At 66.8% G+C, this 18,757-nt stretch carries 16 protein-coding genes; 15 read left to right on the forward strand and 1 reads right to left on the reverse strand.

Features of this window, described 5'->3' with window-relative positions:
* The first annotated feature begins 1 nt into the window (after position 1).
* The 15 genes from KOR34_RS15850 to KOR34_RS15920 all read left to right on the forward strand — a co-directional run bounded on the left by KOR34_RS15850 (position 2) and on the right by KOR34_RS15920 (position 16,838).
* The gene (locus KOR34_RS15850) at positions 2–1,369 is read left to right on the forward strand and encodes a dipeptidase (RefSeq protein ID WP_146565640.1); all 1,368 of its coding nucleotides are present in this window, start codon (positions 2–4) and stop codon (positions 1,367–1,369) included.
* Positions 1,370–1,516: 147 nt separating this feature from the next.
* Positions 1,517–2,815: a serine--tRNA ligase gene (gene serS, locus KOR34_RS15855; RefSeq protein ID WP_146565642.1), complete on the forward strand. Its 1,299-nt coding sequence runs from the start codon at positions 1,517–1,519 to the stop codon at positions 2,813–2,815.
* Positions 2,816–2,965: 150 nt separating this feature from the next.
* Positions 2,966–3,340: a hypothetical protein gene (locus KOR34_RS15860; RefSeq protein ID WP_146565644.1), complete on the forward strand. Its 375-nt coding sequence runs from the start codon at positions 2,966–2,968 to the stop codon at positions 3,338–3,340.
* Between the two features lie 44 nt (positions 3,341–3,384).
* Positions 3,385–4,074, forward strand: a complete 690-nt coding sequence (locus KOR34_RS15865) for a DUF4166 domain-containing protein (protein WP_146565646.1) — start codon at positions 3,385–3,387, stop codon at positions 4,072–4,074.
* 518 nt (positions 4,075–4,592) lie between these two features.
* A complete protein-coding gene (rpsB, locus tag KOR34_RS15870) occupies positions 4,593–5,366 on the forward strand; it encodes a 30S ribosomal protein S2 (protein WP_228714631.1) in 774 nt (257 codons plus the stop codon).
* A gap of 96 nt (positions 5,367–5,462) precedes the next feature.
* Positions 5,463–6,299 carry a translation elongation factor Ts gene (gene tsf / locus KOR34_RS15875; protein ID WP_146565649.1) on the forward strand — a complete coding sequence of 279 codons (837 nt, stop codon included), beginning with the start codon at positions 5,463–5,465 and terminating at the stop codon, positions 6,297–6,299.
* Positions 6,300–6,463: 164 nt separating this feature from the next.
* The gene (locus KOR34_RS15880) at positions 6,464–6,847 is read left to right on the forward strand and encodes a GxxExxY protein (protein ID WP_146565651.1); all 384 of its coding nucleotides are present in this window, start codon (positions 6,464–6,466) and stop codon (positions 6,845–6,847) included.
* A 67-nt stretch (positions 6,848–6,914) separates the two neighbouring features.
* On the forward strand, positions 6,915–7,652 hold the full coding sequence (gene pyrH / locus KOR34_RS15885; RefSeq protein ID WP_146565653.1) for a UMP kinase: 738 nt from the start codon (positions 6,915–6,917) through the stop codon (positions 7,650–7,652).
* Positions 7,653–7,722: 70 nt separating this feature from the next.
* A complete protein-coding gene (gene frr / locus KOR34_RS15890; RefSeq protein ID WP_146565654.1) occupies positions 7,723–8,283 on the forward strand; it encodes a ribosome recycling factor in 561 nt (186 codons plus the stop codon).
* A gap of 217 nt (positions 8,284–8,500) precedes the next feature.
* Entirely contained in the window at positions 8,501–10,399 is a 1,899-nt protein-coding gene (locus KOR34_RS15895; RefSeq protein WP_146565656.1) for a peptidylprolyl isomerase, read from the forward strand.
* A gap of 139 nt (positions 10,400–10,538) precedes the next feature.
* Positions 10,539–11,789, forward strand: a complete 1,251-nt coding sequence (locus KOR34_RS15900; protein WP_146565657.1) for a hypothetical protein — start codon at positions 10,539–10,541, stop codon at positions 11,787–11,789.
* 97 nt (positions 11,790–11,886) lie between these two features.
* The gene (locus KOR34_RS15905; RefSeq protein WP_146565659.1) at positions 11,887–12,201 is read left to right on the forward strand and encodes a hypothetical protein; all 315 of its coding nucleotides are present in this window, start codon (positions 11,887–11,889) and stop codon (positions 12,199–12,201) included.
* A 382-nt stretch (positions 12,202–12,583) separates the two neighbouring features.
* Complete coding sequence (locus tag KOR34_RS15910) at positions 12,584–14,053, forward strand: DEAD/DEAH box helicase (protein WP_146565661.1); 1,470 nt, start codon at positions 12,584–12,586, stop codon at positions 14,051–14,053.
* A 242-nt stretch (positions 14,054–14,295) separates the two neighbouring features.
* Positions 14,296–15,540, forward strand: a complete 1,245-nt coding sequence (locus KOR34_RS15915; RefSeq protein WP_146565663.1) for a hypothetical protein — start codon at positions 14,296–14,298, stop codon at positions 15,538–15,540.
* A gap of 521 nt (positions 15,541–16,061) precedes the next feature.
* Positions 16,062–16,838 carry a hypothetical protein gene (locus KOR34_RS15920; RefSeq protein ID WP_146565664.1) on the forward strand — a complete coding sequence of 259 codons (777 nt, stop codon included), beginning with the start codon at positions 16,062–16,064 and terminating at the stop codon, positions 16,836–16,838.
* Positions 16,839–16,966: 128 nt separating this feature from the next.
* Here KOR34_RS15920 and KOR34_RS15925 read toward each other — a convergent pair whose 3' ends face one another.
* On the reverse strand, positions 16,967–18,673 hold the full coding sequence (locus KOR34_RS15925) for an acyltransferase family protein (protein ID WP_146565666.1): 1,707 nt from the start codon (positions 18,671–18,673) through the stop codon (positions 16,967–16,969).
* Between the last annotated feature and the right edge of the window lie 84 nt (positions 18,674–18,757).

The following is an 18,757-nucleotide window of genomic DNA, read 5'->3' on the forward strand; positions in this document are numbered from 1 at the left end:
TATGGGCAAGATTGCCGATTACCTCGATTCGCAGCAACAGGCCCGCGAGGGGCGACTCTTCGAGCTGCTCCGCATCCCCAGCGTGAGCGCCGACCCGGCCCACCAGGCGGACGTGGCGCGGGCGGCGGAGTGGGTCGCCGGCAGGATCAAGGAGATGGGCCTGACGCCCGAGGTGATCCCCACCGACGGGCACCCGCTGGTCTACGCCGAGACGCCCCCCGTGCCCGGCGCGCCGGTCGCGTTGGTCTACGGCCACTACGATGTGCAGCCGCCCGACCCGCTGGACGAGTGGATCACCCCGCCGTTCGAGCCCACCGTCCGCGACGGCAATGTCTACGCGCGGGGCGCCACCGACGACAAGGGGCAGATGCTGACCCACCTGGAGGGCGCCGCGGCGGTGCTGGCCTGCGAGGGGAAGCTGCCGCTGCAGCTCAAGTTCCTGATCGAGGGCGAGGAGGAGGTCGGCAGCGAGCACCTCGGCCCCTTCATCGAAGCCAACAAAGACAAGCTGGCGTGCGACTGCGTCGTGATCAGCGACAGCGGGCAGTTCGCGCCCGGCGTGCCGGCGATCACCTACGGCCTCCGCGGCATCGCCTACTACGAGGTGCTGCTGACCGGCCCCAAGCAGGACCTGCACTCGGGCAGCTTCGGCGGAGCGGTGACCAACCCAGTGAACACGCTGGCCAAGCTGCTCGGCTCGCTGACCGACGAGCAGGGACGGATCCAGATCCCCGGCTTCTACGACGATGTCGTGCCGCTGGAAGACCGCGAGCGGCAAGAGTTCGCCGGCCTGCCGTTTGACGAGGAGCGGTTCAAGCGGCAGCTCGCCGTCGACGGCCTGTCGGGCGAAGAAGGCTACACCACGCTCGAGCGTCGCTGGGCCCGCCCAACCTGCGACGTCAACGGCATCTGGGGGGGCTACCAGGGCGCCGGCGCCAAGACCGTGCTGCCCGCCAAGGCGGGCGCCAAGGTCAGCTTCCGCCTGGTCCCCAACCAGAAGCTCGACAAGGTCTACGAGGGCCTGAAGCAGTTCCTCGAGCCGCAGCTCCCTCCGGGCATCAAGATGGAGCTCGTCGATCACCACGGCGGGGCGGGGGTCAAGTTCCCGCTCGACAGCCCCTACATGGCGGCCGCCTCGGCGGCCATCGAGCAGGGGTTCGGGACCCAGCCGGTGTTCATCCGCGAAGGGGGCTCCATCCCCATCGTCGACGACTTCGCCCGCAAGCTGGACGCCGACGTGCTGCTCCTGGGCTGGGGCCTGGACGACGACAACACCCACAGCCCCAACGAGAAGTTCTGCCTGGCCGACTTCCACCGCGGAGTGCGGTCGAGCGCAGCACTCTGGCTGGAGCTGGGCTCGGCGAGTTAAACTCCCACATCGCTGATAGTGAATCGACGCGTCCGGGCCGCTCCAAACGACCCGCGACGCGGCCCGCGGGAGGCCATCTCCCCGGGGGAGGGGCTGCTATTGTTGGGGCAATCAACAACAAGCAACGAAACACGCGGTTGAAACAAGATGCTTGATAAGCGGTACATCATCGAAAACCCGGAGCTGGTTCAGGAGAACTGCAACGTCCGGGGCGTGAAGGCGGACGTGGCCCGCTTCGTTCAGCTCGACGGCGAGCGCAAGACGCTGATGCAGGAGGTCGAAGAGAAGTCACGCCAGGCCAACGAGGTCAGCAAGTCCATCGGCAAGGCCAAGGACAACGACGAACGCGAGGCCCGCAAGGAAGAGGGCCGGCGGCTGCGTGAGGAGAAGGACGCGTTGCAGTCGCAAATCGACCGCATCAGCGCCGAGGCCGACGCCATCCACCGCGCGATGCCCAACCTGACGCACCCCGACTCGCCCCGCGGCGGCGAGGACGCCAGCCGCGAGATCCGCCGCGGCGATCTCGAGGTCCGCCAGCCCAGCTTCCCCGTGCTGGACCACGTCGAGCTGGGCGAGCAGCACGACCTGATCGACTTCGAGGGCGGGTCGCACGTCGCGGGCCAGGGCTTCTACTACCTCCGCAACGAGGCCGTGCTGCTGGAGCTCGCGCTGCAGCGGTACACGATCGACCTGTTGATGCGGGAGGGCTTCACGCCCACCATCACGCCCGACCTGGCGCGGGGCGAGGTGCTGCAGGGCGTGGGGTTCATCCCCCGCGGACCAGAGACCCAAATCTACAGCGTGGAGAACTTCGACCTGAACCTGGTCGCCACCGCCGAGATCACCCTGGGCGGGCTGCACGCGGGCAAGATCCTCGAAGAGGAGGACCTGCCGATCAAGCTGTGCGGCGTGAGCCACTGCTACCGGACCGAGGCGGGCGCCGCCGGCCGCGCGTCGCGCGGGCTATACCGCGTGCACCAGTTCACCAAGGTCGAAATGTTCGCCTTCACCACGCCGGAGCAGAGCGAGGACATGCTCAATATGTTCTGCGACCTGGAGTGCGAGATCTTCAACGGGCTGGGCCTGCCGTTCCGCGTGCTGGACATCGCCACGGGCGACCTGGGCGGCCCCGCGTACCGCAAGTTCGATCTCGAGGCCTGGATGCCGGGCCGCGGCGACCACGGCGAGTTTGGCGAGGTGACCAGCACGTCCAACTGCACCGACTACCAGGCGCGGCGGCTGAATATCCGCTACCGCAAGAAGGGCGAGAAGGGCACGCACTTTGTCCACACGCTCAACGGCACCGCGGTCGCCATCAGCCGCGCGCTGATCGCCATCATGGAGAACTGCCAGCAGCCGGACGGCTCGATCCTGATCCCCGAGGCGCTGCGGCCCTACGTCGGCAAGGACCGGATCGGGTCGTCGTCGGACGAGGATGATGAGTAGGGGCCGGGCACGCGGCGTGAACGCTGATTGAACCCGGCAGCGGCGTTCCCTGCCAACAACGGCTAAGAGCCATCGCCCAGGGCCAAGCCGATGAGTACTACAAACGCAGGCCGGCACGCCAGCCCTCCGCGGCGAGCAGGCGTTCGACCGGTGTTTGTTGCATTCCTCATCCTGGGACCGCTAGCGGTCCTGCCCTGCCTGGTGCTGCTGCCGGCGCAGGTGTCCGCCCGGGCAGCGTGGGGGAAGCAGCCGCGACTCTGGTGGCGCCTCGGGACCATTGCTTCGGTCGCCGCCGCCGTGCTGCTTACGGTCCCGGCCTCGCCCCTCTGCGTAGGCCTTGAGAGGCCGATCGACCCCACGCCTCTGCTGGAAGGCGATCGCTATGACGTGTCGGTGCGATCGATCCTGGCCGCCCAGTGCGTGCTGCTGAATGCGGCGCTCATTGGCTGCGCCGCGTTGCTGCCATTGTCGTCGGCCTCGGCGTGGTCCACACTTGCGGAGCGTCGTCGAGCGTCCCATCGATAGTGTGTCGCCGCGTACGGCTTCCCTTGCACAGAAACAGACCTGCTGTGGAGCCATCCCCGTCAATCGTGCAGCGAGCGATGGGCGACGCCTACGCCAGGCTCCACCCGCGCATCCAAGAGCAGTACAGCATCACGAGTTCTTCCCACGCCGCGTTCATTGGGCAGGGCGTGATGGACGAGGTCTGGCACGGGAGGTGGTATGTCGTGCCGTTTCTGCACGTCGGCGCCACCCGGCGGATCCTGTTCCCAGAGGTCAGCCAAGGCGTGCCGTTCGAGATCCGCAACTACGCGTACCTTGATGGGCTTGGACGCGAGACCGTGACCTGGAAACGCACGTTTCGTTTCCCCAACCGCATACGCGAGTTTGACGAGTACTTCGTCTTTAGCGAGCGACGAAACGGCCCCGTGCTGTACGCGGGCACTCACCAGCACCTGTCGGTCGACCTCAACTTTGCCGCCGAAGACGACGGCTCGCTTGTCGTACGCACGACCGGGCAACGACTGCACACGGGGCCACTAAGCTTCGCATTCCCACGCTTCTTCTCCGGCGATGCGCTCGTGCGAGAGTCGTTCGACGACTCGAGCCAGCGGTTCCTGGTGGACGTCTCGATTTCGAACCGGTTCTGGGGGCCCATCCTCGGCTACCGGGGATGGTTCAACCTCGAGCGATCGGATTGTGCGCCCGACGAGATTCTCGACGGCGTCCGACCGGTCCGCGTTGTTGGCCGGCACTAGCCAGACGCGGCCCTAACCGGCACGAGCGTGGCAGCAAGTCTCGTCCACAGCATACCTCGCGGGCGTTGGAGCCACCGCCGAAGGACCATCAGTTGTCTGAGCCTAAGACATGTGCCTGCCAGCCAATTGCTTGCGGCTCGACGTGATCCACCTGGCGCTCGGTGCGCCCGCAGAGCCAACTTCGGGCAATCCCCGGCTGAAGCTAACCCCGCCGCTTTCTCCAACCGATTACAAACAAACCACTTACGGCAACAGACCGGTAGAATCGGTGCCGCTTTGGTCGCTGACGACAGGCGTTGCCGAAGTTGGCGGGATGCGAAGCCCGTCGGGACTGGCGGGTGGGCCATCGCGGGCCACGTTGACCCCCATCAGATAGCCGAGTATTCTACTGGGCTCCCCAGGACCGATCGGCCCGGTCCTGGTGGTTTAAATCCTTAATTGGCCGGATGTTACCAACGCCGGACGCCCCACCCAATCGGAGGGGACATAGCCGGTGTGCCACGATCAGGAGATTTGGTTTGTCGACCCTCGTCAAAGAGCTAGTTGAAGCAGGCGTCCACTTCGGTCACCGTTCGAGCCGGTGGAACCCGAAGATGCGGCCGTACATCTACGCCCGCAAGAACACCATCCACATCATCGACGTCCGCGAAACGATCCGCGGCCTGCTGCGGGCGAAGAAGTATCTGGCGGACGTCGCGGCCCGTGGCAGCCTGATCCTGTGGGTCGGCACCAAGCGCCAGGCGGCCGAGAGCGTTGAGCGCGAGGCGTCGCGCTGCGGCATGCCGTTCGTCGCCGAGCGGTGGCTGGGCGGCACGCTCACCAACTTCCGCACCATCCGCGACCGCCTGTCCCGCCTGGAAGAGCTGGAGGGCATCCGCCAGTCGGACGCGCTCAACTCGTACTCGAAGAAGGCCCAGGCGTCGTTGAACCGCGAGTACAAGAAGATGTACCGCAACCTCAACGGCATGCGGACGATGAACCGCCTGCCCGAGTGCATGGTCGTCATCGACCCGAAGAAGGAAAAGAACGCCGTCAAAGAGGCCCGCAAGCTGGGCATCGCCGTGGTCTCGCTGATCGACACCGACTGCGACCCGGACACGGTGGACCTGCCGATCCCGGGCAACGACGACAGCATGCGTTCGATCGAGATGATCACCAAGATCCTGGCCGACGCGATCGTGGCCGGCAAGACGCAGCAGGCGATGCAGCAGCAGGCGGCTTCCGAGGGCTCGGACAAGCCGGCCGAGGCCCCAGCCGAAGCGGTCGCCGCGGGCGAGGCGTCCGAGGGCTAGGCCCCCGCGACCGCCCATCCCATCCCCCAACCGGCGCCGCGTGTCCGCGGGCGCCACGGCTGACACTCCACACCGACTCCACAGGAGCAACACCCCATGGCAGAGATCACTGCCGCATTGGTCAAAGAGCTGCGGGAGCAGACCCAGCTCCCCATGATGAAATGCAAGAAGGCCCTCGTCGAAGCGGGCGGCGACATGGAAGCCGCCAAGAAGCAGCTGCGTGAAGAGGGCGCCAAGTTCATCGACGGCCGCGGCGACCGCACCACCGAGGAAGGCCGCATCGCGATCTTCACCTCGGACAAGGCCGGCGCGATCATCGAGCTGCAGGTCGAGTCGGCCCCCGTGGCCGGCAACGACGAGGTAGTGCAGCTGGCCAAGGACCTGGCCGAGCAGCTCGCCACCGGCCCCGGCGCCGCGACCCCGGACGATCTGTGGGAGCAGCCCTGCCCCAGCAAGTCGGGCCAGACGCTCAAGGAGGTCCGGGACGAGATCGTCAACAAGATCCGTGAGGTGTTCCGCCTGCCGCGGATCTGCCGCATCGACGGCCCCTGCGGCGGCTACGTGCACCACGACGGCAAGACCGGCGTGCTGCTGTCGGCCGAGGGCGGCGACGACACGCTCGCCAAGAACATCGGCATGCAGGTGGTCGCCATGAAGCCGGCGGCCGCCACCAAGGAGGAGCTCGACCCGGCCATCGTCAAGGCCGAGGAAGACATCCAGAAGGAGCGGGCCCGCTCCGAGGGCAAGCCGGAGAACATCATCGAGAAGATGATCGTCGGCCGCATGAAGAGCTTCTACGCCGAAAAGGTGCTGGAAGAGCAGCCCTACATCCACGACGACAAGAAGACCGTCGGCCAGGTCGCCAAAGAGGGCGGCATGAAGATCAAGAGCTTCACGCTCTGGAAGGTCGGCGAAACAACGGCCGACGCCTAGGCCGCACCGAGAAACCCACAAGCCCCGGAGTTCGCTCCGGGGCTTTTTTTCTGTCAGGACATCGAGGAAGTCGGGGGAACACTCATACGCGCTGATCCCGCTCGCCAACTACCATGGAGGGGTTTTCCGCATTGATCCGGGAACCCCAACCAAGGTGTGAAGTGATGTACGAGGACGAAGGGTACCGGCTGATGGGCGCTGCCTTTGAGGTGCACAATCGCATAGGATATGGCCTCTCGGAGGAGGTGTACCAGCAGTGCTTGGAGATCGAGCTAGAGTTGCAGGGGATACCGTTCGAGGCCAAGCAGGAGATCCGCCTGCACTACCGCGGACGAGCGATCGAGAAACGGTATATTCCTGACCTGAGGGTCTTTGACGCCGTTGTCGTTGAGCTCAAGGCGGTCGCCGAGTTGACCCCAGACCACGAAGCTCAGCTGTTCAACTACCTCCGGATTGCGAGACAGCCCGTCGGCTACCTGATCAACTTCGGACAAAAAGGCGCCGTGCAGTGGAAGCGATTCATCCTCTCCGACCTGCACCACTGCTGAATCGCCCCCAATCGTATTAGCGTCCATTAGTGTTCCCCCCTTCGCGCCGCCCACCCAAACACCGCCCATGTCGTCGCCCTACAAACGAGTCCTGCTGAAGCTTTCCGGCGAGTCGTTCGCCCCCGCCGGGCAGCGTGGCATCAGCATGGAGGAGGTGGTGGACATCGCCTCGCAGACCATCAAGGCCCAGAAGCTGGGCGTGCAGATCGGCATCGTGATCGGCGGTGGCAACATCCTCCGCGGCGCGCAGTTCACCGCCGGCGCCCGCAGCATCCAGGAGGCCACCGGCCACTACATGGGCATGCTGGCCACGGTGATCAACGGGCTGGCGTTGCAGGACGCGCTCGAGTCGCTCGGCGCCGAGACTCGGCTGATGAGCGCCATCAAGATGGACGGCGTGGCCGAGCCGTTCATCCGCCGCCGCGCGAAGCGGCACATGGAGAAGGGGCGGATCGTGATCTTCGCCGCCGGCACCGGCGCGCCGTTCGTCACGACCGACACCGCCGCCGCGCAGAAGGCGCTCGAGCTGGAGTGCAACATCCTCATGAAGGCGACCCGCGTCGACGGCGTCTACAGCGACGACCCCGAGACCAACCCCCACGCCGTGCTGTACGAGCACCTCAGCTTCGCCCAGGTGCGCGAGAAGAACCTGCGGGTCATGGACTCGACCGCCATCGCCCACTGCATGGAACACGACCTGCCGATCCTGGTGTTCAACTACCGGACCGACGGCAACATCGAACGCGCCGTCCGCGGCGAGGCCCTCGGCACCCGCGTCGACAGCACGCAGCCGACCACCGCGTAGCGGGCCGCGGCCCGCACCACTTGTCGTCCCCCTTGTACAACCCGACTAGACCCCAACCTCCCCGATCATCATGAGCGTAGACGAAGTCCTGATGGACGCCGAAGAGCGGATGGAGAAGGCGGTGGCCCGCCTCAAGAACGACCTGACCGGCATCCGCACCGGCCGGGCGAACCCCGGCATGGTCGACTCGCTGAAGGCCGAGGTGTACGGCTCGCCCACGCCGATCAAGCAGATCGCCAGCGTCAGCGCGCCCGAGCCGCAGCAGCTGGTGATCCGCCCCTTCGACCCGGGCACCATCAAGGACATCGAGAAGGGCATCATCGCCAGCGACCTCGGCCTGGCCCCGCAGTCCGACGGCAAGGTCATCCGGCTGAACATCCCCGCGCTCTCCGGCGACGTGCGCAAGAAGATGGTCGCCCGCACCAAGGAGCTTTCCGAGGAGTCGAAGGTCAGCATCCGCAACGTCCGCCGCGACGCCAACAAGGCGCTCGACCAGCTCGAGAAGGACAAGGAGCTGAGCGAGGACGAGTGCAAGACCTACAAGGACGACATCCAGGAGCTGACCAACAAGTTCGAGGGCCAGGCCAGCGAACTGGCCAAGACCAAAGAGGCCGAGGTGCTTGACGAGTAGTCCGGATCGGGGATTGGCGATCGCGGAATTCGGATGGGACGAAGTGTCGCGGCTCCGCCGCGCATCAATCCCACGCAACCCGGTGCTAGCACCGCCCAAACTCTTCTCTTGCCCCGATTCCCGCAGGCGCGTTAATCTTCCTGCCCCGATACACCCGGCGTGCGCGCTCCCGTTGCGTATCGCCCTCGCCTTTGACCCGGTTTATGGAGAAACCGTCATGGCCCGCATGGATGCCGTTGTTGACCCCCGCGTGGTGCGTTCGCGCCGACTCGTGATGGCGGTCGTTACGATCGCCGTGGTAGGCGGCGCGATCGCCGTCCGCTCGTTCAGCACCCCGACCGCCGAGGCCCAGGCGCCCGGCGCCCAGACCGCCGCGGCCCCGCCCGCGCGGCCGGCCCGCCCCGCCGCCCCCCAGCACGACGTCATGGCCATCGTCAACGGCCAGGACGTCAGCCGCCCCGCGCTGGCGCAGGCCTGCGTCGAGCGGTTCGGCGAGGACGTGCTCGAGGCGCTGGTCAACAAGCGGCTGATCGAGCACCACTGCCGCAACCGCGGGATCACCATCACCCAGGACGAGATCGAGGCCGAGATCGACCGCATGGCCAAGCGGTTCAAGCTGGGCCGCGAGCAGTGGCTCGGGCTGCTGCAGGACGAGCGCGGCGTCACGGCCGAGGAGTACAAGCGGGACATCCTGTGGCCCACCCTCGCGCTGCGTCGGCTGGCCGCCGAGGACCTGGTGGTGAGCGACGAGGAAATCCAGAAGGCCTACGAGAGCCGCTACGGCGCCGCCGTGCAGGTCCGGCTGATCGTGGTCGAGAACCAGCAGCTCGCCGAGCAGCTCCAGCGTCAGCTGACCGCCAGCCCGGACGACTTCGCCCGCGTGGCGATGCAGAAGAGCGTGGACGTCAACAGCGCGTCGATCGGCGGCCTGATCCAGCCGATCCGCCCCCACATCGGCGAGCCGACTGTTGAGCGTGCGGCGTTTGCGCTGCAGCCCGGGCAGGTGTCGAAGGTGCTGCCGGTCGGCGAGCAGTTCGCGATCCTCAAGTGCGAGAGCCACCTGCCGCCCCGCAAGGTGGCGCCGGCCGCCGTGCGCAGCGAGCTGGAGGAGGGCATCCGCGAGGAAAAGCTCCGCGTGGTGGCCGCCGGCCTGTTCGAGAAGCTGCAGAACGCCGCGACCATCAAGAACGTGTACAACGACCCCCAGCTCAGCCAGGCCATGCCCGGCGTGGTGGCGACCGTCAACGGCGAGTCGATCACCATGCTCGAGCTCGGCAAGGAGTGCCTGGCCCGCCACGGCGAGGAGGTGCTCGACGGGCACGTGTCGCGGATGCTGCTGGAGCAGGAGCTCAAGAAGCTGAACGTCACGGTCGGCAACGACGACCTCCGCGCCGAGATGGCCCACGCCGCCACGCTGGCCGGCGTGACCACGCAGGACGGCCAGCCCGACCTGGCCAAGTGGGCCAAGATGGCGCCGGAAGAGCAGGGCGTGAGCTACGAGGTTTACGTCCGCGACTCGGTCTGGCCCTCGGCCGCGCTGAAGAAGCTGACCCGCGACAAGGTCCAGGTGACCGAGGACGACATGAACAAGGGCTTCGAGGCCAACTTCGGCGAGCGGGTCCGCGTCCGCGCGATCGTGCTCGGCGAGATGCGCCGCGCCCAGGAGGTCTGGGACAAGGCCCGCGCCAACGACTCGATGGAGATGTTCGGCAAGCTGGCCGAGGAGTACTCGATCGAGCCGACCAGCCGGGCGCTCTCCGGCGAGGTGCCGCCGCTGCGTAAGTTCGGCGGCCAGCCCCAGCTGGAGGAGGTCGCGTTCAAGCTCGCCGCGGGCGAACTGTCCGGCATCGTGCAGGTGGGCGACAAGTTCGTGATCCTCAAGTGCGAGGGCCGCACCAAGCCGGTCGAAGTGACCCCGGCCGAGGTGCGTGACACGCTCTACCCAGACCTGTACGAGAAGAAGATGCGGATCGCCATGGCCGAGCGCTACGAGGAGATCCGCAAGTCGGCACGCATCGACAACTACCTGGCCGGCACCACCCAGGCGCCCGTCGCTAAGCAGTCCGCCGAGGCCCGCCGCGACACCAAGGTCCGCCAGACCGGCGCGGTCCGCTGATTGGCGCCCTGCTGATCTTCAAACGCACCAACCCGGCCCGCGAGGGCCGGGTTTTTTTGTCGCCCGGGCGGCACGGGAATAACATGACCAGTGAGCCGCCGGGTTGTCCGGACGGAGTCCTAGGCTGGGAGGACGGGCGATGAATGGCACAGACCTCTGTAAAACCGCGTTGCTGTGCGGCCTGTTCCTGGCGGCCACCGCGGCCGCCCAGGCGCAGGAGCGGCCCGCGATCGATCAGCAGCTCAACGACGGGCAGCTTCAGGCCGCGGCCGACGCGCTGGCCGAACACCTCGACAACTCCCCGGACGACGACCTCGCCCGCTTCCAGCTCGGGACCGTGCAGTTCCTGCAGGCGGTCGAGCGGCTCAGCCAGGCGGGCGTGCGGTACGGCGCGCGGACGCAGGCGGGCTGGATCCCCTTTCTGCGGGTCGGCGCCGCGGCGGGCAACAAAGACAACGCGCAGGTGGTCCGGTACGAGGACCTCCGCGCGATGATCGAGCGGTTCCAGTCCGACGTGCAAACCGCCGAACAGACGCTCGCCCAGGTCGACGATGACGACCTCCACTGGGACCTCAATTTCGATCGCGTCGCGATGGACGCCGATGGCGACGGCCGGATCGCCGACTCGGAGCGGCTGGACGTCACGTTCCGCGTGCTGATGAACCGCCGCCAGCAGAACGACCGCGGCAAGCCGATGGTGGTCGGTTTCGACTCGGCGGACGTGTACTGGATGCGGGGCTACTGCCACGCGGTGATGGCGATGGCCGACGTCGTGCTGGCCTACGATCAGCAGGACCTGTTCGAGCGCACCGCGCACGCGTTCTTCGCTAACCCGGACACCGAGTTCGCCAACGAGCGGGGCGAGGTCGAGCCACTCCACCGCCGCGGCATCTTCAACACCGAGGACCTGTCGGACTTCGTCGCGGCGGTGCACCTGCTGAACTTCAAGCTCCGCGAGCCCGCCCGGCTCCGCGACGCGCGCGACCACCTGCTGACAATGACCGACCTGAGCCGCGCGAGCTGGAAGCTGATCCAGGCCGAGGACGACAACCACCTGGAGTGGATCCCCGGCGCCGACCAGCAGAGCGTGATCACCAACCTGAACGTGTCGGCCGCTCGGATCGAAGCCTGGCACACCTTCCTCGACGAGGCCGAAGCGATCCTCAACGGCGAGAAGCTGGTCCCGTTCTGGCGGCGCGGCTTCGAGGGCGGGGTGAACATCAACCGCGTGCTGACCGACCCCCGCGACCTGGACGTGGTGCTGTGGGTGCAGGGCACGGCCGCCCTGCCCTACCTCGAGCGGGGTGAGCTGAGCTCCAAGCGTTCCTGGGACCAGCTGCAGCGGGTGTTCCGCGGCGATTTCCTCGGCTTCGCGTTGTGGGTCAACTAATGACCTAACGCCAGGTCTAGACGAACGGTACACAGAGATTTGGGTGGTGGGGGCGCTCCCCACCCAATGCGTCAACAAACATCTGGAGCTGCCCAAATTGGACAACCAGACGACCACCACCACGCCCCTGGGGGCGTGCTGCCTAAACTGCGCCGCGGCATTGGAGCGACGCGCCCAGCAGCTCGACTCCTGCCCCCAGTGCGGACGCGAGTTCGACTGGCGGGACGAGTCCAGCTGGGCCGCTAGCTACTGGCACACCCGGGCGGCCAGCCGCCAACTGGGCGCCATCGGCGCCGTGCTGACCGCCGTGTTCGCGTTGGGGGCGGTCCAGTCCGGCACGTTCTCGTGGGTGCTGGCGTTTGTGCTGGCGGGCATTATTACCGGCAATTTCGCGTACCGCGGGCTGCGGTAGCGGCGGCCGCCGGCCCGGCTCGCCTTGCCCGGCGGCCGATTTGTGCTATGCTTATCGGATTACCAAGGTGTGAGACCTTCCGGCCCCCGCCTTACGTTTCCGGCCGGTCGTGTTCATTCAAATTCGACGTAAGCTACTGCCCCAGGCGGCCTGCCGGACCTAATCGGCGCCCATTCCCGGGGATTCTTGCTATCGAGGGCGATTGATTCTCTTGCCCCTTACGGCCTCCGCCACGCGTTGTGGCGTTGGTTCCCGTTGTCTTGTGACGCGGGACGCAGGCCGCCCTTAGCAACCGCCCCGCGACGCGTGGGGCCCCGCCGCTCGAGCTGCGCCCAGGGTTCGCCCCGCGCGCCGGCCGGCGCACACGAAAGAAACACTGTTGATGGATTTCTCTGAACTCGGCCTGGCCGACGCGTTCCTCCAGGCCACCGACCTGCTGGGCTACGACACGGCCACGCCCATCCAGGCCAAGGCGATCCCGGTCGTGCTGGCCGGCGGCGACCTGATCGGCTGCGCCCAGACCGGCACCGGCAAGACCGCCGCCTTCACGCTGCCCACGCTGCAGCGGCTGATGGACACCATGCCGCCCCGCCCCCCCAAGCAGACGATCGACGGCAAGCGCCGCAAGGTGAAGCGTCAGCCCCGCCCGCTGCGGGCGCTGGTGCTGTCGCCCACGCGTGAGCTGGCCGCGCAGATCGGCGCCAGCTTCGACAAGTACGGCAAGTTCACCCCGCTGCGGCAGACGGTGATCTTCGGCGGCGTGTCGCAGTTCCACCAGGTCAAGGCGCTGCAGAACGGCGTCGACACGCTGGTCGCCACGCCGGGCCGGCTGCTCGACCTCAAGGACCAGGGCCACATCGACCTGTCGAAGGTCGAGATCCTGATCTTCGACGAGGCCGACCAGATGCTCGACATGGGCTTCCTCCCGGCGCTCAAGAAGATTGTCGCGGCCGTGCCCCAGCAGCGCCAGACGCTGATGTTCTCCGCCACCATGCCGACCGAGATCCGCCAGCTCGCCCAGCAGTGGCTCACCAACCCCGAGTCGATCGAGATCGGCGTGGTGTCCAAGCCGGCCGACAAGGTCAAGCAGTCGGTGCACATGGTGGACAAGAAGAAGAAGCAGCACCTGCTCGCGCACTTCCTCAAGTCGACCCGCCGCGACCGCACGCTGGTCTTCAGCCGCACCAAGCACGGCGCCGACAAGATCGTCAAGCACCTCGAGCGCGAGGGCGTGAAGGCGGCGGCCATCCACGGCAACAAGAGCCAGAACGCCCGCAACCGCGCGCTGGCCCAGTTCAAGGGCAAGAACCCGCCGGTGCTGATCGCCACCGACATCGCCGCCCGCGGCCTGGACATCAGCGGCGTGTCGCACGTGATCAACTTCGACCTGCCCGAAACGCCCGAGACCTACGTGCACCGCATCGGCCGCACCGCGCGGGCGGGCGCCGAGGGGGCGGCCGTGTCGTTCTGCGCCGGCGACGAGCACGGCCTCTTGAAGCAGATCGAGCGGCTGACCAAGCGGTCGATCCCGGTCGAGGCCACCATCAAGGGCTTCGAGCCGACCGACCCGATCAGCTACGGCTCCGGCCCCGCGCGGAAGGGCAAGCCGGGCGGCGGCGGCCAGTCGCGCAACAAGAGCCGCGGCTACGCCAAGGGCGGCCCCGGCAAAGGGGGCTCCAGCAGCCGCCGCTCGGGCAGCGCTAACGGCAGTGGCGGCAGCGGCGGCGAGTCCGCCACGGGCGAACGCCGCTCGGGCCAGAAGCAGCGGCGTCGCCGCCGCGGCCTGACCAAGGGCAGCGCGGTCGCCGCCGGCAAACGCCGCCCGTCGGGCCGCAAGGACAGCGTGGCCTAACGCGATCGACGCGGACAATCAGAAATCCACCAACGCCGGCGGGGCTTCCCGCCGGCGTTCTTTATTTGGATGCCGGGCGCGTCGGGCAGGTGCTCGCACCTGCCTTGCGTCTGGGATAAGCTGCCATTGGTAGGTGCGAGCACCTACCCTACGCACCTGCGCGGGATCGCACAATCGTAGCGGATGCTGCGGCGTTGATCGAAGAATAGCGTCGCCGCAGAACTTTGGTGGGAGTTTGACCGATGCGTTTCTTTACCACGACCTGCGTCTTGACGCTTTTCACTTCGATGTTGCTCTACGCAAGCCCTGCTCAGGACGCTCCTTCCGCAGCATTGGCTGGATCGGAGCCGGCCGCTTCAGGTTCAAGGCTTGTCGATGAGATGTCAGCAATCGTCAGCAACCGCAGCCAACGTGACAGGTCATGGATCGACCCTCTCCAGTATACCAGGCTCGCCAAGCCGCTCGCTGAGAAGTATTCCCCAAAGGAGATCCTGAACGCATCAGAAGTTGCGCTGCCAAGACATCCCGACTTCTACGGCGGCATTCTTGTTCACTTGATGCAGGACGCCGACGTTCTGAGCACCGTGAGCGGCTGGATTGCGGCGGGAAAGCACCGGTTTGAGAGGCCAGCGTTGTACAGGGCGATGTCTTATGCGCCACCGGAGTTACTTCGGGAGGCGATTGAATCCCTGTTATCCGATTCTTTTCGCGGTACAAATCTGCGACCTGGAGATGTTGCGACACTCTCATCGCTGCTTGCAATCGTTGGCGACCGAGGTTCGCTCCCCACACTGGTCAACACTCAACGAAGCTGGCGGGGTGCATCGAGTACGTCTATGCACGGTCAACTATCTGCATTTCTTGGGGATGGCCAGTTTCTCTCAGGCGATACTGACTACTTGAGAAGCCGGCTGAATGGCCCCCTGACTTCGGCCATCGGCGCTCGAAACAAGCTCGAGCTGCAGTTCTTTCGGTGGAACCTATGCGAAGATCCATTGGCTGAGCAACAAGCGATAAACCACTTCGCAAAAGAGATGATCGCTGACCGCATGCGATCCCATTCCGTAGACTTCCCACTAGAGTTCCTCCGCACGAAGTATTCGAGCAGTGATCGGCAGTTGCCGGGGGAAGCGACCACAGGAACCGGCCTCGCCATCGCACTCGCGGAGTACGATGACAGGCGCCGCAAGTTACTACACAGCATCGCTGAATTGGCAGCGGAGGCTGAGCACGGTGATTCTATTTCTCTAGGAGAACTGCTAAGAATTGATGATCCGGCAGCGGTGGACGCGGTTAAGAACCTGCTGAGATCGAGCATTGGTGATCTTGAGAGCGGCCAGTCGCTCAACCAGGAGGTCGTTAAGAAGGTTGCATGGTCAGGCGGCGAAGAGATCAAGCAGTTTCTCCAGGAGCTGAGCCAAGACCCACGACTCTCCGAGGCTGAACGCACGTTCCTCAGCGAAACCGCGGCTTCTATGAGTTACTAGCCGCGTCCTGTTCAGCCCCATCCTGTTCAAGCGATCGCGGTGGGCGTTGGCTTTGCTGCCGCCCACTCTGCAAACTAGACGACCGCACACAGCGGCCAACGGCCCCACGACCACCGCGGCCAGCACGTTGGGGCGTCCGAGTGTATCGCCGTTTCTCCGAAACGGCGTTCGTCACTGCTCGGAGAGCTGTGGATACCTTCTGTGTCGTGACCTCTATTCCAACCAGTCCGTAGGCCAGATCAAGCGGCGCATGACGCTGCGTTAGCTAACCGACGCGGCCGCCGCGCTGCTCCGGCGGAATCGATCTGGCTGCGGTGAGAAGGCCGAATTGCCGGAACGGCGCGGCGGTTGGGCGTGGCGGGGTGGCTTGCTTTTCGCGCCGCTTGGTCCGGCCTACGGCGGCGCCTCGAACGCTGTTTTTTCCGGGGTTTTTGGTAGAAAACAGGCCACCCTGTCGGATAGAAAGGGGTGTGTACGCGTGTACACACTCGCTTTCTAAACGCTATCGATGGGGGGTAACCATGAGTCGGCCACGGGTGCTCGATGAGACCAAGCGGCGAGAGGTTTGCGCGCTGCTCACGGCGGGGATGACGCTCGGCAGCGCGGCCGAGTACGTGGGGTGCAGCGTCAAGACGATCCGCCGCGAGCGGGACGGCGATGACGACTTCGACCTCCAGGTGCGACGGGCCAAGATGGCCGCGCGGCTGGGGCCGCTGCAGGCGGTGCGGCGCGCGGCGGAAACGCACTGGCGGGCCGCGGCCTGGCTGGTGGAGCGGCAGGAGCGGCGCGACAAGCAACGCCGCGTGGACCGGCGGCGGCGGGTCGAACTGGAGCGGATGGTGGGCCAGGTGAAGGAGGTGGTGCGGCGCGAGGTTCCCAGCCTGCCACAGCAGTGGGCCATCGAGGAGCAGATCGACCAGATCGCTACCGGCCGAAAGCCGCGCGACCCAGAGCCAAGCCTGCCGGAAGTCGATCAACCGGCGCCGCCCGTCAGGGCGAAACGCGAATCGCCGATCCCGGCCGCGCTGCGGGAGATTGCCGAACGCGTCGCCGCCACAGTCGACGAGCAGCCGCCGGCTGGCCAATCGTCCGACGCCGATGCGCCGGATCGGACAAAACCCCCGGAGGTCACACAGGCCACAAATGCGGCGGAACCCGCGGCAGAAGTGCCGAACGGCGATGAGCCGCCAACGAGTGAGCCGGGTTCTGTCCCCTCGCTTCGTGTTTTTGGACAAAACGAGTTGGACAAGGAGAAGCAAAGTTTAGCGGCGGAGCCGGTGAGAAGAACCGGGGGCTAACGCCCCGCGGCTGAAGAGGGGAGCTCAGGTACAGCGCAACGAGTTTGGCGCCGCTACGAGCCCTCGGCGTCAGCCGGGGGAGCAGCGCGAATAAGCCCGGCGGCTAACCGCGGTGGGTGCGCGGTGGGTTAGGCGGCGTCAACGGCTACAGGTTGCTCGCTGCGGCGGGGGCGTGTGCGCGGGCCGTTGAGCATCCGCCCGATCCACGTGTAGCGGACCAGCCAGTCGTAGCTGAGCAGCAGGAGCGCGCTGACCACGCCCAGCAGCAGGCCGATCTTGCCGAGCGACGGGAACACCCAGCCGGCGATCAGGTACTGCCCGATGATCACCACCGGCAGGTGCGCCAGGTAGAGCCAGTACGACGAGTCGGACAGGTACCGCATGACGCGGCTCTCATCGCTGTAGACCGCGGCGAACAGGCCCATCGAGCCGAACACCATCAGCCAGACGTACAGCACCTGCAGCAGCGAAGCGAGCGGGTGGAACCACGCGGGGTCGAGCCACGCGTCGCGGAGGCCCCACGGGCCGAGCGTGACCTCGTACCCGAGCGGGAACACCACCAGCAGCGCGACCGGCAGCGTCCACCGCCAGCCGCGGGTCAGGCGGCCGGCGCCGTCGTGCGCGTCGTAGTACCAGGCGCCGACGAAGAAGAACAGCGCGTAGTACAGCAGGATGTGCGGCGCCGGGATCAGGCCGGTGGACGTGTCGGGGCCGTAGAGGGTTTCGAGCTCGCCCATCATCCACTGCGGCACGAGGGTCGCGGGCACGAGCCACAGCCACCGCAGCGGCGACAGCAGCGCCGCGGCCGGCGGGCCGCGCCACGCGAACCGGTCGGCCAGCCACGCGTAGACCGCGAACGCCGGGATCAGCCAGCACAGGTACCACAAGAACCACAGGTGGTGGAACACCGGGAAGTAGACCAGCATGAAGTACAGGCCGCTGATCAGCGCGTTGCTGGCGGGCGGGGGCGGCGCGCCGTCGGCGCCGGCGGCCTGCTCGAGCATCGGGATCAGCGCCGCGCGGCCCTCCTCGACCTGCGTGCGGCTGACCTCGATGCCGATCAGCTCGGAGAAGAACCTGGTGGTGACCCAATCGACCCGGGCGTTGTCGAGCGGCGTCGAGCCCAGGCGGTTGGTCGCCGTGGGGTTGGCGTCGTGGGCGAGCAGCAGCCGGCAGCACTCGTCCCGTCCAAAGAAGGCCGCGACGTGCAGCGGGGTGTCCTGGTCGCGGCTGCCAAAGTCTGGGTCGGCGCCGCTCTCCAGCAGGTACGCGACCAGCTCGTCGTGCCCGAGGGCGATCGCCGAGCCGAGCGGCGTGGCGCCGCTCCCGGGGTGGCGGAGGTTGAGGTCGGCGCCCGAGTCCACGTACGCACGCACCGGTTCGAGCTGGCCCCCGTTGACGGCTTCCCAGAACTGCTCGGCCTGCGTGGGCGGGGCGGACGAGTCGTCGGGCTTAGCGGCCAGTTCTCCCGCGATTGCGACGAAGATGAACGCGGCCCAGGTGGCGGGGACGATGGTGAACATCCCAACGAACAGCGGCAGGCCGATCCGCCGCGCGCGGTGCGTGAGCAGCGCCTTCAGGCCGCGGCTCCGCCACAGCATGGCGGTGAAGAACCCGCTGAGGAGGAAGAACAGCGGCATGCGGAACCCGTGGATCGCCGCCATTAGCAGGTCGTACACGCCGTTGGCCGAGACGTCGGTCACCGGCCACGCGGCGGCGGTCTGCGGCGCGAACGAGAGGATCACGTGCAGCACGATGCCCAGCAGCATCGCGACCGCGCGGAGCGCGTCGAGGTCGTGGCGGCGGGCGGGGCGGTCTGGCAGCGGCTGGGCCATGTTTGCGTTCCGGGGCGGGGCGGCCTCAGTGTAGCGGAAGAGAGTCCTTCGCCCGGGCGGCCGGGATCTTGGCGTAGGCAGGCG

This window comes from Posidoniimonas corsicana (genome assembly GCF_007859765.1).
Classification (GTDB): Bacteria; Planctomycetota; Planctomycetia; order Pirellulales; family Lacipirellulaceae; genus Posidoniimonas; species Posidoniimonas corsicana.

What these genes read in the sequence shown, in the direction of transcription:
- KOR34_RS15915 (WP_146565663.1), top strand. Translation starts at nt 14,296, where the DNA reads ATGCGTTTCTTTACCACGACCTGCGTCTTGACGCTTTTCACTTCGATG.
- KOR34_RS15850 (WP_146565640.1), top strand. Translation starts at nt 2, where the DNA reads ATGGGCAAGATTGCCGATTACCTCGATTCGCAGCAACAGGCCCGCGAG.
- KOR34_RS15920 (WP_146565664.1), top strand. Translation starts at nt 16,062, where the DNA reads ATGAGTCGGCCACGGGTGCTCGATGAGACCAAGCGGCGAGAGGTTTGC.
- frr (WP_146565654.1), top strand. Translation starts at nt 7,723, where the DNA reads ATGAGCGTAGACGAAGTCCTGATGGACGCCGAAGAGCGGATGGAGAAG.
- KOR34_RS15880 (WP_146565651.1), top strand. Translation starts at nt 6,464, where the DNA reads ATGTACGAGGACGAAGGGTACCGGCTGATGGGCGCTGCCTTTGAGGTG.
- KOR34_RS15925 (WP_146565666.1), bottom strand. Translation starts at nt 18,673, where the DNA reads ATGGCCCAGCCGCTGCCAGACCGCCCCGCCCGCCGCCACGACCTCGAC.
- tsf (WP_146565649.1), top strand. Translation starts at nt 5,463, where the DNA reads ATGGCAGAGATCACTGCCGCATTGGTCAAAGAGCTGCGGGAGCAGACC.
- serS (WP_146565642.1), top strand. Translation starts at nt 1,517, where the DNA reads ATGCTTGATAAGCGGTACATCATCGAAAACCCGGAGCTGGTTCAGGAG.
- KOR34_RS15910 (WP_146565661.1), top strand. Translation starts at nt 12,584, where the DNA reads ATGGATTTCTCTGAACTCGGCCTGGCCGACGCGTTCCTCCAGGCCACC.
- pyrH (WP_146565653.1), top strand. Translation starts at nt 6,915, where the DNA reads ATGTCGTCGCCCTACAAACGAGTCCTGCTGAAGCTTTCCGGCGAGTCG.
- KOR34_RS15900 (WP_146565657.1), top strand. Translation starts at nt 10,539, where the DNA reads ATGAATGGCACAGACCTCTGTAAAACCGCGTTGCTGTGCGGCCTGTTC.
- KOR34_RS15895 (WP_146565656.1), top strand. Translation starts at nt 8,501, where the DNA reads ATGGCCCGCATGGATGCCGTTGTTGACCCCCGCGTGGTGCGTTCGCGC.